Raw genomic sequence first — 14,771 nt, 5'->3', positions numbered from 1 at the left:
ATTACGGCGGAGTGGATTGCCCGACATCAAGCGTTTGACAATCCTCTCCCCCTGAGGTCTACTGGCCCACTTACCGGACCAGTAGACCTAAGGGGGAGGGCATGGCGATGGATGTGCGGGCCATGCTCGAAGAGGTTGCGACGCTGGGCGGCGCGCCGAAGAAGTCGATGAAAGACTTCGTCGTCCAGAAAATCGCGACCTTTATCGCCACCGGCATCCTCAAGACAGGCGATCCGCTGCCCAGCGAACGTGAACTGGCTGGCGCGCTTTCGGTCAGTCGCGAGACCGTCCGCGGCGCGATCCTCATCCTGTCCACGCACGGAATTCTCTCGGTTGCGCAGGGAACGCGCACAGTGGTGGCATCTGAGGATGTCGGTGAACTGGCTGTGCAGGCGGCGCGCTATCGCGACATTGCGGCTTACAGTCTCGACAATGTTCATGAGGCGCGGCTGCTGATCGAGGCGCAGGTCGTCAGGGCCGCCGCGATCAAGATGGAAGCGTCGACGCTCGATTATCTCCGCAAGTCGATCGCCGCCCAGGAAGCCGCCTGTGACGATCCCGTCCGTTTTTTGATCTGCGACCGCGAATTTCACACCGCCATCTACCGTTCCAGCGGCAATGCGGTTCTGGCCGACATGGCCGCCGATCTTTATTCCTATCTTCTGAGCCACCGCAGGCGCGTCGTCTCGCAGCCCGGCACGATCGCCACGAGCATCGCCGATCACCGGCTGATCCTCGCCGGCCTGGAGACGCGGGATCCGGACGCCGCATGCGCGGCCTTCGCGATCCATGAAACCCGCATTTACACGACAACCAAACTGCTCCTTGCCTAGTTCGCAGGCGAAGAGCGGGTGAGACACGACATCGGAGACAGGGGGAAGAGGATGCATATTCTCATTATCGGGGCGGGCGGAATGATCGGCCGGAAGCTCGCCGCCAGCTTGGCGCGCAGCGGTTCCCTCGGCGCTCGAACGATCACCCGCATGACGCTTGTCGATATCGCGCCGCCGCCGGTGCCATCAGGCGTCGTTACCTCGGTCGAAGCGCTGGCGGCCGACATTTCCGAGGGCGATGCTGCGCAAGCCCTGGCGGCTCGCCGCGCCGACGTGATCTTCCATCTCGCCGCGATCGTTTCCGGCGAGGCCGAGCGCAATTTCGACCTCGGCTACCGGGTCAATCTCGATGGCACACGATTGCTGTTGGAGGCGATCCGGCACGAGGGAAGCCGGCAAGCCTATGTTCCCCGGCTCGTCTTCTCTTCGTCGATCGCGGTCTACGGCGCGCCGTTTCCCGATCCGATCCCCGACGATTATGTCCAGGCGCCGCTCACCAGCTATGGCGTGCAGAAGGCGATATCCGAGCTTCTGCTCGCCGATTATTCGCGCCGCGGCTTCGTCGACGGCGTCGGAATTCGACTGCCGACCATCGTCATCCGGCCGGGTGCGCCGAACGCCGCCGCGTCGGGCTTCTTTTCCGGAATACTGCGGGAGCCGCTCGCCGGCCAGCGGGCGGTTCTTCCCGTCGAGGAGACGGTCAAGCACTGGCTGGCAAGCCCGCGTTCCGCCGTCAAATTTCTGATCCACGCCGCAACGCTCGACACATCGTCGCTGGGTGCGCGGCGCACGCTGACCATGCCGGGGGTTGCCGCCACCGTTGCCGACCAGATCGCCGCATTGCGCCGCGCCGCCGGCCCCGAGGCGGTCGACCTGATCGACCGCCGCCGCGACGAGGTCATCGAAGGGATCGTCGCCGGATGGCCGAAATCCTTTACGCCTGATCGTGCGACGCAACTGGGTTTCATAGCCGAAACCAGCGTCGACGAGCTGATCGAGGTCTATCTCGCCGAGGACGCTCCGGGTGCGTCCCGCGGAGATTAAGGGGAGGGCGGAGGAGGCCCATCCCCACAGATGGGGGATTGCGGTGGCTGAAGGACTTTGGGAGAGATGACAGCCGCCGGCAAGACATAGTGAAATACGAATACTTAAAGCATGTAGCGCTCGATTTCTGGGAGGAGTGAGTATGGCAGGCGTTCAATTCGCGGATGTGCGGAAGTCCTTCGGTGTGCATCCTGTCATCAAGGGGGTGGACATCGACATTGCCGATGGGGAATTCGTCATCCTCGTCGGCCCGTCGGGCTGCGGTAAATCCACACTGCTGCGGATGCTGGCAGGGCTCGAGAATATTTCCGGCGGCGAGATCAAGATCGGCGGGCGCGTGGTCAACACGCTGCCGCCAAAGGACCGAGACATCGCGATGGTGTTTCAGAACTATGCACTCTATCCGCATATGACGGTGGAGCAGAACATGGGCTTTTCGCTCATGCTGAACAAGGCGCCGAAGGCGGAGGCCGAAAAGCGGGTGAAATATGCCGCCGGCATCCTCGGTCTCGATAAATTGCTCGACCGCTATCCGCGCCAGCTTTCCGGCGGCCAGCGCCAGCGTGTCGCCATGGGCCGGGCGATCGTGCGCGATCCGGAGGTCTTCCTGTTCGATGAACCGCTCTCCAACCTCGATGCCAAGCTGCGCGTCGCCATGCGCGCCGAGATCAAGGAGCTGCACCAGCGGCTGAAAACCACGACTGTTTACGTCACCCACGACCAGATCGAGGCGATGACCATGGCCGACAAGATCGTCGTCATGCACGACGGCATCGTCGAGCAGATCGGATCGCCGCTCGAACTCTACGACAAGCCCGCCAATCTGTTCGTCGGCGGCTTCATCGGCTCGCCGGCGATGAACATGATCAAGGGCAGGCTCGACCCGGAAGACGCCCGCCAGTTCGTCGCCGCCAACGGCACGCGGCTGCCCGTCGCCGATCCGCCCGCAAGTGCGGTGGGGCGCGAACTCGTCTATGGGCTGCGCCCCGAATATATCTCGCTCGATCCGAACGGTGTGCCGGCCGAGATCGTGGTGATCGAACCCACCGGCTATGAGACCCATCTGACCGTTCGCCTCGGCGGCAGCGATGTCAGCTGCGTATTCCGGGAGCGCGTCAATGCCCGCCCGGGCGAAGCGATCCGCGTGGCGATCGACGCTTCGCACGTCCATCTCTTCGATGCCGAAGGCGGACAGCGATTGACCGACTGATGCCATCCGGCGGAGCGGGAGGGGAGGAGCCTTCCCCGCCGCCGGAGCGCAAGCATTCCGTGGGCGCTTCCGCTCCGGGGATGCCAGGCCGCCGTCAACCCAAGCGGGAGGTGGACGCCGGAGAATTGCTCCCGCTGTTTCAATGAGGAGGAATCTCATGACGATCAAGAGACGTGAATTTCTTGCTGCATCGGCAGCCGTTGCCGGCGCTGCCGGCTTCGGCATCAAGCCATCTTTTGCGCAGGCCGAACCGACCTACACGCCGGAAAGCGGCGCCAGCCTGCGGCTGCTGCGCTGGACGCCTTTCGTCAAGGGCGACGAGGAGGCCTGGATCGCCAACACCAAGAAATTCACCGAAGCGACCGGCGTCGAAGTGCGCATCGATAAGGAAAGCTGGGAGGACATCCGCCCGAAGGCTGCGGTTGCCGCCAATGTCGGTTCCGGTCCCGATCTCATCATGTGCTGGTTCGACGACGCGCACCAGTATCCGGACAAGCTGGTCGATCTCACCGAACTCGGCAATTATCTCGGCAACAAGTATGAGGGCTGGTACGACGGCGTGAAGGGATATGCCACGCGCGGCGACACCTTCATCGCCATGCCGCTGACGGCGATCGGCAATGCCGTCGTCTATCGCGACAGCCACGTGAAGGCCGCCGGCTTCAATGAATTCCCCAACGATACTGCAGGCTTCCTCGAGCTTTGCAAGGCGATGAAGGCAAAGGGCACGCCCGCCGGCTTCCCGCACGGCAAGGCGGTCGGTGACGGCAACAATTACGCCCACTGGCTGCTCTGGAGCCATAATGGCAAGATGGTCGACGAAGGCGGCAAGGTAACGATCAACAGCCCGGAGACGCTGGCTTCGATCAACTATGCCAAGGAGCTCTACGCGACCTTCATTCCGGGCACGGAGAGCTGGCAGGACGTCAACAACAACCGCGCCTTCCTGGCCGGACAGGTCTCGCTGATCGCCAACGGCGTTTCGGTCTATTACACCGCCAAGAACGACCCGAAGCTCGCCGAGATCGCCAAGGACATCCGCACGACCAACTTCCCGATCGGCCCGGTCGGCAAGAGCGTCGAGCTTTGCCAGACGAGCTCGCTGCTGCTGTTCAAGCACACCAAATATCCGGAAGCCGCCAAGGCCTACATCAAGTTCATGATGGAGGCCGACCAGATGAATGCCTGGATCCAGGGCTCCAGCGCCTATTGCTGCCAGCCGCTCAAGGCCTTCGCCAAGAACCCGGTCTGGACCGCCGATCCGGTCCACGCGCCCTATGCGCGCGCCTCGGAAAAGCTGCGCCCGAACGGTTATGCCGGCCCGCTCGGCTACGCCTCGGCGGCAACCATGGCCGACTACGTTCTGGTCGACATGTATGCCGCCGCCGTCACCGGCCAGATGTCGCCTGAGGATGCGATGAAGGAAGCTGAGCGTCGGGCAAACCGCTACTATCGCGTCTGAGCCGCGCTTAATGCATGTCGCCCGGAAGTGTGTAGCGGTTCCGGGGATAACGACATGCATGAAAACAAGCGGCATGCCGGCATCGGCGTGCCGCAGCCTCCTCCGAGAGTTCGAAATGCGATCTGGAGATAAGCAATGTCGATGGCAAATTCGGGGAATGGACGTGGGCCGGTCTCTTCGCTCCTGCAGAACAACAATGTGCTCGGCTTCCTGTTCATGCTGCCGGCGGCGGTGTTCCTTGTCTGCTTTCTCACCTACCCGCTGGGGCTCGGGGTCTGGCTCGGCTTCACCGATACGCGGATCGGCCGCGACGGCATCTTCGTCGGGCTGGAGAACTACCAGTTCCTGATGGATGACTCGGTCTTCTGGCTGTCGGTGATCAACACCGTCCTCTACACCTTCGTCGCCTCGGTGCTGAAATTCGCGCTCGGCCTCTGGCTGGCGATGCTGCTCAACCAGCATCTGCCCTATAAATCCTTCTTCCGGGCGATCGTGCTGCTCCCCTGGGTGGTGCCGACGGTGCTTTCGGCGCTGGCCTTCTGGTGGATCTACGATTCCCAGTTCTCGATCATCTCCTGGTCGCTGATGAAACTGGGGCTGATCAGCGGGCCAATCAACTTCCTCGGCGACCCGATCAATGCGCGCATATCCGTCATCGTCGCCAATGTCTGGCGCGGCATTCCCTTCGTGGCGATCTCGCTGCTTGCGGGGCTGCAGACGATCCCCGCCTCGCTGCAGGAGGCAGCCTCGCTCGACGGCGCCACCAGCTGGCAGCGTTTCCGTTACGTGACGCTGCCGATGCTGACGCCGATCATCGCCGTCGTGATGACCTTCTCGGTGCTTTTCACCTTTACCGATTTCCAGCTGATCTACGTGCTGACCAAGGGCGGGCCGGTCAACGCCACGCATCTGATGGCGACGCTCTCGTTCCAGCGCGGCATTCCCGGCGGCCAGCTTGGCGAGGGTGCGGCGATCGCCGTCGCCATGGTGCCTTTCCTGCTCGGCGCGATCATGTTCAGCTTCTTCGGCCTGCAGCGGCGCAAATGGCAGCAGGGCGGCCAGGATTAGGAGAATGACGATGTCGACACATTCCAACACCGCCGATCGGGCCAACACCGCCGGTCAGGTCGTGACCGACAATGCCGAAGGCATGAGCTATCTGAACCGCCTGCCGCGGCGGATCGTGATGCTGTACCTGCCGATGGCGGTTTTCGTCTTCGTGCTGCTCTTCCCGTTTTACTGGATGGCGATCACCGCGGTGAAACCCAACGAGCAGCTGACCGACTATACCAATTACAGCCCGTTCTGGGTGGTCGGACCGACGATTGCGCACATCAAATACCTGTTCCTCGAGACATCCTATCCGGGCTGGCTGTGGAACACGATGCTGGTCGCTGTCTGCTCCACCTTCCTCTCGCTGGTGGCGTCGGTCCTCGGCGCCTATGCGATCGAGCGCGTCCGCTTTACCGGCTCGCGCTCCGTCGGCCTGGTGATCTTCCTCGCTTATCTCGTGCCGCCGTCGATCCTCTTCATCCCGCTTGCCTTCATCGTCTTCAAACTCGGGATCTACGATTCCCGGCTGGCGCTGATCTTCACCTATCCGACCTTCCTCATTCCCTTCTGCACCTGGCTGCTGATGGGTTATTTCCGCTCGATCCCCTTCGAGCTGGAGGAAAGCGCGCTGGTGGATGGCGCCAACCGGTGGCAGATTTTGACCAAAATCATCCTGCCACTCGCCGTGCCGGGGCTGATCTCAGCCGCGATCTTCGCCTTCACGCTCTCCTGGAACGAATTCATCTATGCCCTTACTTTCATTCAGTCATCGGAGAATAAAACCATTCCGGTCGGCGTGCTGACCGAACTGGTGCGCGGCGATGTCTTCGAATGGGGGGCGCTGATGGCGGGCGCGCTGTTCGGCTCGCTGCCGGTGGTCATCCTCTACTCGTTCTTCGTGGATTATTATGTGTCCTCGATGACCGGGGCGGTGAAGGAGTAGCCCTACCGAGCACTGCTGCTGCTTGGTCTGCCGGGAACGGCGAATCCTGGGTTTCCGAACATGGACCCAAGGCCTTGCCGACGTCCCGCTCCGCTCCCTTCGACCGATAGCGGATGACGGTCGAGCAGAGGGCGGCATGATCGCGGCCATAGGTTTCGAATAGCTGCGCGTGCTCTTGATGGATCGGGATCGATCGCTGCGCAGCTGTGATCGACCCTGATAAGTTCTTAACGGGTTGGAAGACCCAGCTGAAGAGGCTGTAAGGGCAGGCCGAGATAGGTCTGGCTAAGACGGTCGAGATCGCCGTTCAACTGGCTGTAGTAGATGAAGCTGTTCACCCAGGCGAGAAAGTTCAGCTCTCCCATCCGCACCGCCATGTGCGCCGGCGAGGACCGGAGCGCGATCAGCAGCTCCATTTCCTTGTCCGGGTTCTGCTTCTTCAGCGCCGCGACGGTCGTCGTGCTCGACGTCAGCAGATCGGTCTGGCCGGAGAGGAAGGCCGTTGCGGAGGTGGAGTCTGATTCGAATTGCTTCACCTGGGCGCTTGGATTTCTTGACAGGATCGCTTGCGTCGCAGCGGCTCCGCGCGTCGCGGAAACCGTGTAGGCGTTCAGATCGTCGGGCGTGGAAACAGGCAGGCTCTTGGGTCCGAACACGCCGAGCACCGTGTTCACATAGGGCGCGGAATAGAGAACCTGCTTGGCGCGCTCCGGCGTGATGCCAAGGTTGGAGATCACGAGGTCCGCTTTGTCGGTGACAAGAACGGCGACGCGATTGGCCGATGGTACGCCGACGGTTTCGAGCTTGACGTTCAAGGCCTTGGCGACCATTTCCGCCATTTCGATATCGAACCCGACGGGCTTGCCGTCGGCGCCGACGGATCCGAAGGGCGGGCTGTCCAGCGACACGGCGACGCGGATGACGCCGCTCGACAGAATGTCCTGAAGCCTGTCGGCCCAGGCGTTCGTCGCGGCACCCGCAACGCCGATAACGATGGCGAGGGCTTTGATCAGTTTCTTTTTCATGAGGTTCCCCTTTTCTTGGTGATTAATGGAGGACGGCGCTGAGGAAGGAGCTCAGCTCCGCTGTCTTCGGATCGGAAAGAACGGCTTTCGCCGGGCCGTCCTCCCACACCTTGCCTTTGTGCATGAACACGACCCTGGTGCCGAAACGTTTGGCAAAGCCTATTTCGTGGGTGACGAGGATCATCGTCATGCCTGCCGCCGCCACGTCCTCCAGGACTTTCAGGACCTCGCCGGTCAGTTCGGGATCGAGCGCGGAAGTGACCTCGTCGAACAGCATTACCTTGGGCTTCATCGCCAGCGATCTCGCGATCGCCACGCGCTGCTGCTGCCCGCCGGAAAGCTGGCGCGGCAAATGATCGAGCTTGTCTTCGAGGCCGACCCGCCGCAGCGCCTCCTCGGCGAGGGCGCGCAGCTCATCTTTGGGAAGGCCCTGCACGAGCTTCGGCGCCAGGGTAATGTTTTGCCCCACCGTCAGGTGCGGAAACAGATTGTAGCTCTGGAAAACCATGCCGACCTGCTGGCGCAGTTTCCTGAGATCCGTCTTCGGGTCGTTCACGGTGATTCCGTCGACGACGACCGAGCCGTTCTGGATCGCTTCCAGGCCGTTGATACAGCGCAACATCGTGCTCTTGCCCGAGCCGGACCGCCCGAGGACGGATACGATTTCGCCCGGCTGGATATCAAGGGAGACGTCGTGCAGCACCGTCAGCGGCCCGAACCGCTTCTCAACGTTTTTCAGTTCAACGATTGACATCAAGCTTCCTTTCCAGGCCGCGGCTCCACGTGGTGAGCGGGTAGCAAATGACGAAGTAGATCGCTGCGACGATCGAATAGGCGAGCAGCGGCTTGTAGGTCGCCGCGGAGAGGAATTGACCGCTCTGGGTCAGTTCGTAGACGCCGATGGTCGATGCGAGCGAGGTGTTCTTGAGAAGCTGGACGGCAAAGCCGATTGTCGGCGGAATCGCAATCCGGATGGACTGGGGCAGGATCACCCGCGTGAACTGGTGAACGATGCCGAGCCCGAGCGAGGATGCCGCCTCCCATTGCGTGGCCGAGACCGATCGCAAGGCGCCGTACCAGGTCTCCCCCAGAAACGCGCCGCCGTAGATCGAGAAGCCGATCGAGACCGCGAGCCAGGCTGAAATGTTGAAGCCCAGCGTGGCGAGCCCGAAGAACAGAAGGAACAGCCAGACCAGGAGAGGCGTGCCCTGCACGATTTGCACATAGACGATCGCGAGCCACCGGACCGGCGGGATGCGGGAAAGGCGGAGTGCGGCGATAGGAAGCCCGAGCAGAGACGATCCGGCGAATGCCACCAGGGAGAGGAGAAGGGTGGTTCCGGCGGCCTCGACGATCGTCAGCAAGTCGAGCAGTTGGATGTCGCGGATCATTCGTCCCCTCCAAAGCACAGCAGGTAGATGGTGGCGAAACCGGCCCTGAAGAGAAGGGCGAGCGCCAGATAGAGCGCGCCGATGAGCAGGTAGATCTCGAAGTCGCGATAGGTCATCGCCTGGACGATCGAGCCCATGTGGAACAGGTCGGATACCGCGATTTGCGAGACCACCGAGGTCGACAGCATGAAGAAGACGAACTGGCTGGCGAGCGCCGGGAACATGTCCTTGATGGCGGGCACGAGGACGACGTACCGGAACACCTGGTAGCCCGACAGTCCAAGGCATGCCCCCGCTTCCTTCTGGGATTGCGGAACGGCCTCGATGCCGGCACGGATGATCTCTGCGAGATATGCCCCGAGATAGATGACGAAGCAGATCATCGCCGCATAGAGCCCGGGGATGCGGATGCCGAGGCTCGGCAGTCCGAAATAGACGGTGAAGAGCTGAACCAGAAGCGGCGTGTTCCTGATGACCTCGATATAGACGGTGACCGTCCTTGCCGCCCATCCAGGCCCATAGACGCGCGTTACGGCAACGGCGATGCCGAGCAGCAGCCCGCCGCCAAGAGCAATGCCGGACAGGCCCAAGGTGAGCAGCAGCCCATCCAGGAACAGGTTCCAGGCAGAGAGCACATCCCGAAATTGAAGTTGATACATGGTGAGACCTGCCGACTTCGGTTTGTGGTGCATCGGCGCGCGGGGCTGGCCGGCGCGCCGATACCGGCGATTAGAGCGGAAAAACTTCCACCCGGCGAAACTCGACGCGCTGCTCCGTCACCTGCAGCGCGACCTTGCCGTGATCGGTCGTGCAATCGTAACCGTCGTTGACGAGGACGCCGTTCAGCCAGATGCGCAGGGCGCGTCCCTTGCACTCGAACGTCATCCTGTTCCATTCGCCGAGCGGAGCTTCGGCGTCGACGATCTTGACGATGTGGCGGCCATCCTGATCGCCGCCGCCGGGCTTTTGGCCCTTTTCCAGCGGTCGCCGTTCGGGATTGTCACAGAGGATGTTGTCGATGATGCAGTAGATATCGCCTGCATCATGATGCCGGATCTTCACGTCGAGCGATTGCGGGAAAATGTTCTTCGATTTCGTCCGAAGCATGCGAAGCTTCGAGACATGGACGAGAATGCTTCCGCCACCGCCCTCGCCGGACAATCGGTAGTCCACTTCGAGGCGGTAGTTCCGAAACGCGTTTTCCGAAACCAGATGTCCCACCGCCTTGCCGGGAGTGACGATGACGCCATCGGTGACTTCGACGATATCGGGCGACGACGGGTCTTCGTCACGCGCCGGAATATCCGAGAACCATCCGGAAAGATCCTTGCCGTTGAAGAGCACGATTTTTTCAGTCGGCTCGACGATTTCAAGGGTGGAAATATCGGCTGAATTGCTCATCTGAACCTCCCGCCTCACGTCACGATCAGCTTGGAAAGCGTGTTGTAGCCGAGCCGCAAGCCGGCGCGCTCCTGGCTGTAATTGCTGACCACGTCGGCCTCCGACCTGATCGAGTGGATCGTCTGCATGCTCGCGAAGACGTCATCCTCATGCTCGATGTCGAGATTGCCTTGGTAGCCCGAGACGATGACGGCGCTGATGAACTTCGGCCAGTCGACCTCGCCCCAGCCCGGCGCGCGCGCGCGCCACCAGCGGCGGTCGAGGCCCTTTTTCGGCGCGAAGGAGCGCCCGAGAATCCCGCTCCGGGCGAGGATCTTCCGGTCGATCTCCATGTCCTTGGCGTGAACATGGAATACCTTGCTGGCATAATCCTTGATCGCCTGGCAGTAATCGATGCCCTGCCAGACGAGATGCGACGGATCGAATTCGAGGCCGAGGCGGTCGGAGGGAACGGCGTCGAAGATTACGTCCCAGATTTCCGGGCTGTAGGCGATGTTGTTGCCCTTCATCGTTACGACGTTGATCATCGGGCAATTTTCGAGGGCGATCTTCACGTTCGATTTTTCGGCGAGATCGCAATACCGGGAGAAAAGCTCCTTAAAAGCAGGGATGTTCTCCTCGACATTGAGCCGCGGGTCCTGGCCGGCGAAGGTCGCCACCACCTCGACGCCGAGGCGAGAGGCGAGGTTCATGACCTTGGGCAGGTAAGTTTGCGCCGCCTCGCGTTCATGATCGTCGGGATGCAGGTAGTTGGGATAATATCCCAGAGCCGAGATCTGGATATTCTTGCTGTCGAGATCCCTGCGGATTTCCGCGAGCTCGGCGTCGGTCGTCGTGTTGGCGTCGAGGGCCGAACCCGGCCAGGCGGAGAGCTGCAGACTGGTGAAGCCGACCTCATGGGCGAACTCGGCGGTTTCCTTGGAATAGTTCGTGTAAAAACCGATTCTCACGGGAGTTGATCCTCTGGTTCGATGTCTTGGTGGAAAACGAAAACGCTTCAGCTGTTTCCATGCGAAAGACCATCGCGCCGAACGTGAGCCCCGGGGAGGTGCAAAAAACGCTAACCGGAATGCACGAAATGCACCACACTGCGAAAAATGCACATGATAGTTTTCGTCCCGCCTCCTTACGAAACCGTGGGTTCGATGCCTCGTAATTTGCCACCACTCACCGCCTTGCGGGCCTTCGATGCCGTCGCCCGGCTCGGCAGTCTCCGCTCGGCCGCGGAAGATCTGTCGATCCACCACACCGTGGTGGGGCGCCATGTCCGCAAGCTCGAGAATTGGCTCGGAGTCAAACTGCTCGACAGCAACTTTGCCGAGACGCGTTTGACCGATGCGGGAAAGGAGTATCACGAGCGTATCGCCGTGGCATTCGACCATATCGACGACGCGACATTCATGCTTCGCCCGTCGGGCCACCAGCAGCTGAAGGTGTGGTGCGGACCGGGCCTCAACAAATCGTGGCTAATGCCACGGATCGAAGAGATCAACCGCGCCGCCCGGGTCGATGTCGTGCTGTTGCGGGCAACCGATCATCTTCCGGATTTCCGGCGCTTCGAAGCCGATGTCGCCGTTCACTACGGGCGGGAGTACATCGCCTACAGCAACTCCGTCGAACTCTATCGGCCAAGGCATATCGCCGTCGCCAGCCGCGACTTCCTGGAACGCCATCCGGTGGCGGAGCCGCGCGACCTGCTCTCGGTTCCCCTGCTTCACGAGCAGACCACCGACGCTTGGGTGAGATGGCTGCACGCCAATGGCGTCAAGGCTCCCTCGACGCTCGGCGGCCAGAAGCTGGGCTACGCGCATATCGTCATCGAGGCCGCGGCGATCGGCCAGGGCGTGGCGCTTGCTAACGAAATCCTGGTCGCGCCCGAAATCGGTCAGGGCCGGCTGGTGGAAGCGGTTGCAACGGAAACCTACCTGGACTCCTATTATTTCTATGCCTCCAAGAGCCGGTGGAACGAGCCCGCCATCGCACGACTTCGCCAGTATCTCGTCGATAATCTCGGCGCCTGACGGTCGCCTCATCGATCTCACGCCTCGATAATCCGCCGGGCGCGCAGGCGCTCCCGATGGAAGTTATAAAGATTGGCGGCGATGACGATCAGCGCTCCGGCCAGCACATTGGCTTTCACAGGGTCGTCGAATATCGCGACGCCGTAGGCAAGCGCCCAGACGAGCATCGTATATTGCAGGGGCGCGATTACCGACGCAGGCGCCCGGCGAAGGGCTTCGAGCGACACGAATTGCGCAACGCCCATGAAAAAGCCGGAACCGGCGGCAATGAGCAGGGCCTTGCCGTTCAGAGGCTGCCATTGGACGAGCGCGCCCGGCAAACCGACGAGCAGGATTCCGGCCAGCACGGCTGCGACCATGCTGACCCGGTCCTCTTCTTTGCCGATTTTCCGCATGATCAGGATGACGGCCGCGCTCGCCAAGACGCTGCCGAAGGCCGACAGATGCGCCAGGCTGAAATGGGTGGCGATCGGATCGATCATGACGAGAATTCCGAGGAAGCCGGCGACGATGACGGCGATCCTGTGCATTCCGACGGTTTCCCCGAGAACGGGAATGGAAGCGAGGCGTAACGACGATCGGCGTGCAGAAAACGATCGCGTAGACCTCCGCCAGGGGAAGCGCCGAGAAGGCGTAGAAGCCGCAAAGCGTATTGACGCCCGCGAGCAGGCCGCGAATGGCGACCAGCGAGCGATTTCTGATACGTCTGCTGAAGCCGCCGCGCCGGAGCACCACAAGCATGAACGGTATGAACGCGAAGGCCACCTGAAGCAGGACAACCTGGAAAACCGGGACTTCCCGCGTCAACGCCTTTACAAGCATGTCGCTGGAACTGAATAGAAAATAAGCCGCCAAAGACAGTGGAATCCCTGCCAATGCCGGAACATCGGCAAATCTCACGCCCATCCGTCCGCCCCTCAAACAAGCGGCAATCTAGTTGCCAGCCGAGGGCGAACACGAGTGGCAAAAAACGCTTGTTCGAATGCAAAAACTGCACTTGGCGAACATAGCGCGATAGGTAGAGTGCCGATTTCGCTTGTGAACAGCTCACCGGCATCCCCGCCAAACTCAGCTATAACCCCGGAAAATTCCAGCTCCCGCCCAAATCAGGGAGCACTTCAGGGTCATCATGCCCGCCCGGGCGGTGGCACGATCGTCACCTGAAGTAGTGCGAAGGGGTCAAGGCGCCCCCGTCAAAGTACGTCGGCTCTTCTATTGGAGGTGGAGCGCCGGTCCTACCAGAGATAGCTCGGTTTGCCTGAACAGCTTGCAACGTTTCGCTAAGTGGATTTCGGCCTCGATTATGCTTCGACCCGCATTGGCGTCAGCGCGTCGAAGCAAGCTTGATCCTGCCGGAGCCGCGTGTTCCGCTTTTGCCGCTAAGCGGATCCGCGGATCGTTAGTGTATGGGGCAAGAAGCGATGCATAGACTGCCGCCTGCCACTTTCAATGGTATTGATCAAGGTATCCATAGAACAATATCCGATTTCAAAGTGCGGCTGCGAAATAGTGGTTATTTGTGGCTCGCACATTGTGGATTCAATCGTCCCGTCAAAACCAACGACGGTGATATCGTTTGGGACTTTTCGTCCAGAAGCGCGAAGGGCATTCATGCACCCCAATGCCATCAGGTCGTTGGTGCAGAATATCGACGTGATGTCGGGATGGGACGAAAGAAGTGTAGCGGTTGCATCGATACCGCCCTGATATGTGTAGTCAGCCTCGAAAATAAGAGGGGTATCAGCAGCCATGCCTGCTTCTTTCAAAGCCGCTCGATAGCCTCGCTCACGCGCTTGGCCAGAGTAGGTCGAACTCTTGCGCAGCAAACCAATCCTCTTATGACCATGCGACAGGAGATAGGCCGTCAGGTCTTTTGCGGCAGCCTCGTCGTCAATCGAAACGCCCGCAACCCGCGCAGGCACGAATTCGCTACATTGTACGATGTTGTACCGCTTCGCAGCCTTTTCAAGCTCCTTGGCCGATAAAGTACTACCGAACAGGACTGCGCCGTCAAAGACCCGTTTTGCGAGTTGATCCATGAGATCTACCTCACGGTCGTAGGTTTTCGAGGTTGGAGCAAAAAATACCTTGTACCCTCCTTCCGTCGCTCGGCGCTCCATCCCCCGAAACAATTCATCGACGACAGGGGAAGTAAGGTTTGCCGCCGTAACCATGATCCGCCGCGTCTGCGACATACGCAACTCGCGTGCAATCGAGCTTGGCTCGTACTGCATCTGCTTGATCACCTTAAGGACGCGCTCCCGTTTCTCCGGTGTGATGTGCGGATATCCGTTGACCACCCTGGATACGGTTGCCGTCGAAACCTCAGCCATCTCTGCGATGTCCTGGATAGACAGCTTCCCTACTTTCCTCGTCATTAGACCCCGT

General features: G+C 60.9%; 17 protein-coding genes. 8 read left to right on the top strand and 9 right to left on the bottom strand.

Annotated elements, in window-relative coordinates:
* Positions 1-107: 107 nt before the first annotated feature.
* The 6 genes from ATY75_RS30440 to ATY75_RS30415 all read left to right on the top strand — a co-directional run bounded on the left by ATY75_RS30440 (position 108) and on the right by ATY75_RS30415 (position 6,545).
* Positions 108-833, top strand: coding sequence for an FCD domain-containing protein (locus tag ATY75_RS30440; RefSeq protein WP_088940332.1), 726 nt, complete (start codon positions 108-110; stop codon positions 831-833).
* A 51-nt stretch (positions 834-884) separates the two neighbouring features.
* A complete protein-coding gene (gene denD / locus ATY75_RS30435; protein WP_088940331.1) occupies positions 885-1,877 on the top strand; it encodes a D-erythronate dehydrogenase in 993 nt (330 codons plus the stop codon).
* A 142-nt stretch (positions 1,878-2,019) separates the two neighbouring features.
* Positions 2,020-3,087: a sn-glycerol-3-phosphate ABC transporter ATP-binding protein UgpC gene (gene ugpC, locus ATY75_RS30430; RefSeq protein ID WP_064843535.1), complete on the top strand. Its 1,068-nt coding sequence runs from the start codon at positions 2,020-2,022 to the stop codon at positions 3,085-3,087.
* A gap of 157 nt (positions 3,088-3,244) precedes the next feature.
* Entirely contained in the window at positions 3,245-4,549 is a 1,305-nt protein-coding gene (locus ATY75_RS30425) for an ABC transporter substrate-binding protein (protein WP_064843533.1), read from the top strand.
* Between the two features lie 135 nt (positions 4,550-4,684).
* On the top strand, positions 4,685-5,617 hold the full coding sequence (locus tag ATY75_RS30420) for a sugar ABC transporter permease (protein ID WP_088940330.1): 933 nt from the start codon (positions 4,685-4,687) through the stop codon (positions 5,615-5,617).
* Between the two features lie 10 nt (positions 5,618-5,627).
* Positions 5,628-6,545 carry a carbohydrate ABC transporter permease gene (locus ATY75_RS30415; RefSeq protein WP_088940329.1) on the top strand — a complete coding sequence of 306 codons (918 nt, stop codon included), beginning with the start codon at positions 5,628-5,630 and terminating at the stop codon, positions 6,543-6,545.
* Here the strand turns inward: ATY75_RS30415 and ATY75_RS35655 are convergent.
* The 7 genes from ATY75_RS35655 to ATY75_RS30385 all read right to left on the bottom strand — a co-directional run bounded on the left by ATY75_RS35655 (position 6,481) and on the right by ATY75_RS30385 (position 11,312).
* Positions 6,481-6,729 carry a hypothetical protein gene (locus ATY75_RS35655; protein WP_348627422.1) on the bottom strand — a complete coding sequence of 83 codons (249 nt, stop codon included), beginning with the start codon at positions 6,727-6,729 and terminating at the stop codon, positions 6,481-6,483. The two genes, ATY75_RS30415 and ATY75_RS35655, sit on opposite strands and share 65 nt — an antisense overlap.
* Positions 6,730-6,772: 43 nt before the next feature.
* Entirely contained in the window at positions 6,773-7,570 is a 798-nt protein-coding gene (locus ATY75_RS30410; protein ID WP_088940328.1) for a transporter substrate-binding domain-containing protein, read from the bottom strand.
* Between the two features lie 22 nt (positions 7,571-7,592).
* Complete coding sequence (locus ATY75_RS30405; protein ID WP_280950622.1) at positions 7,593-8,324, bottom strand: amino acid ABC transporter ATP-binding protein; 732 nt, start codon at positions 8,322-8,324, stop codon at positions 7,593-7,595.
* Positions 8,311-8,961 carry an amino acid ABC transporter permease gene (locus ATY75_RS30400; protein ID WP_088940326.1) on the bottom strand — a complete coding sequence of 217 codons (651 nt, stop codon included), beginning with the start codon at positions 8,959-8,961 and terminating at the stop codon, positions 8,311-8,313. Before ATY75_RS30400 ends, ATY75_RS30405 begins: the two co-directional genes overlap by 14 nt.
* On the bottom strand, positions 8,958-9,620 hold the full coding sequence (locus ATY75_RS30395; protein WP_190241456.1) for an amino acid ABC transporter permease: 663 nt from the start codon (positions 9,618-9,620) through the stop codon (positions 8,958-8,960). Before ATY75_RS30395 ends, ATY75_RS30400 begins: the two co-directional genes overlap by 4 nt.
* Positions 9,621-9,690: 70 nt before the next feature.
* Positions 9,691-10,362, bottom strand: a complete 672-nt coding sequence (locus ATY75_RS30390) for a DUF1080 domain-containing protein (protein WP_088940324.1) — start codon at positions 10,360-10,362, stop codon at positions 9,691-9,693.
* Between the two features lie 14 nt (positions 10,363-10,376).
* The gene (locus ATY75_RS30385) at positions 10,377-11,312 is read right to left on the bottom strand and encodes a sugar phosphate isomerase/epimerase (RefSeq protein WP_190241455.1); all 936 of its coding nucleotides are present in this window, start codon (positions 11,310-11,312) and stop codon (positions 10,377-10,379) included.
* A 195-nt stretch (positions 11,313-11,507) separates the two neighbouring features.
* Between ATY75_RS30385 and ATY75_RS30380 the strand changes: the two genes are divergently transcribed.
* Positions 11,508-12,383, top strand: a complete 876-nt coding sequence (locus ATY75_RS30380) for a LysR substrate-binding domain-containing protein (protein WP_172601327.1) — start codon at positions 11,508-11,510, stop codon at positions 12,381-12,383.
* Positions 12,384-12,400: 17 nt separating this feature from the next.
* Here ATY75_RS30380 and ATY75_RS30375 read toward each other — a convergent pair whose 3' ends face one another.
* On the bottom strand, positions 12,401-12,913 hold the full coding sequence (locus ATY75_RS30375; RefSeq protein WP_088940322.1) for a DMT family transporter: 513 nt from the start codon (positions 12,911-12,913) through the stop codon (positions 12,401-12,403).
* Here ATY75_RS30375 and ATY75_RS30370 point away from each other — a divergent pair.
* A complete protein-coding gene (locus tag ATY75_RS30370; RefSeq protein WP_143535362.1) occupies positions 12,894-13,223 on the top strand; it encodes a hypothetical protein in 330 nt (109 codons plus the stop codon). The genes ATY75_RS30375 and ATY75_RS30370 overlap by 20 nt on opposite strands.
* 539 nt (positions 13,224-13,762) lie before the next feature.
* On the opposite strand, the gene ATY75_RS30365 is transcribed toward ATY75_RS30370, so the two are convergent.
* Positions 13,763-14,761, bottom strand: a complete 999-nt coding sequence (locus ATY75_RS30365; protein ID WP_064843512.1) for a LacI family DNA-binding transcriptional regulator — start codon at positions 14,759-14,761, stop codon at positions 13,763-13,765.
* Positions 14,762-14,771 lie beyond the last annotated feature (10 nt).

The organism is Rhizobium sp. N122, from assembly GCF_002211295.1.
Classification (GTDB): domain Bacteria; phylum Pseudomonadota; class Alphaproteobacteria; order Rhizobiales; family Rhizobiaceae; genus Rhizobium.
The sequence above is the reverse complement of the archived record's forward strand: the minus strand, read 5'-3'. Positions and strand labels throughout refer to the sequence as shown.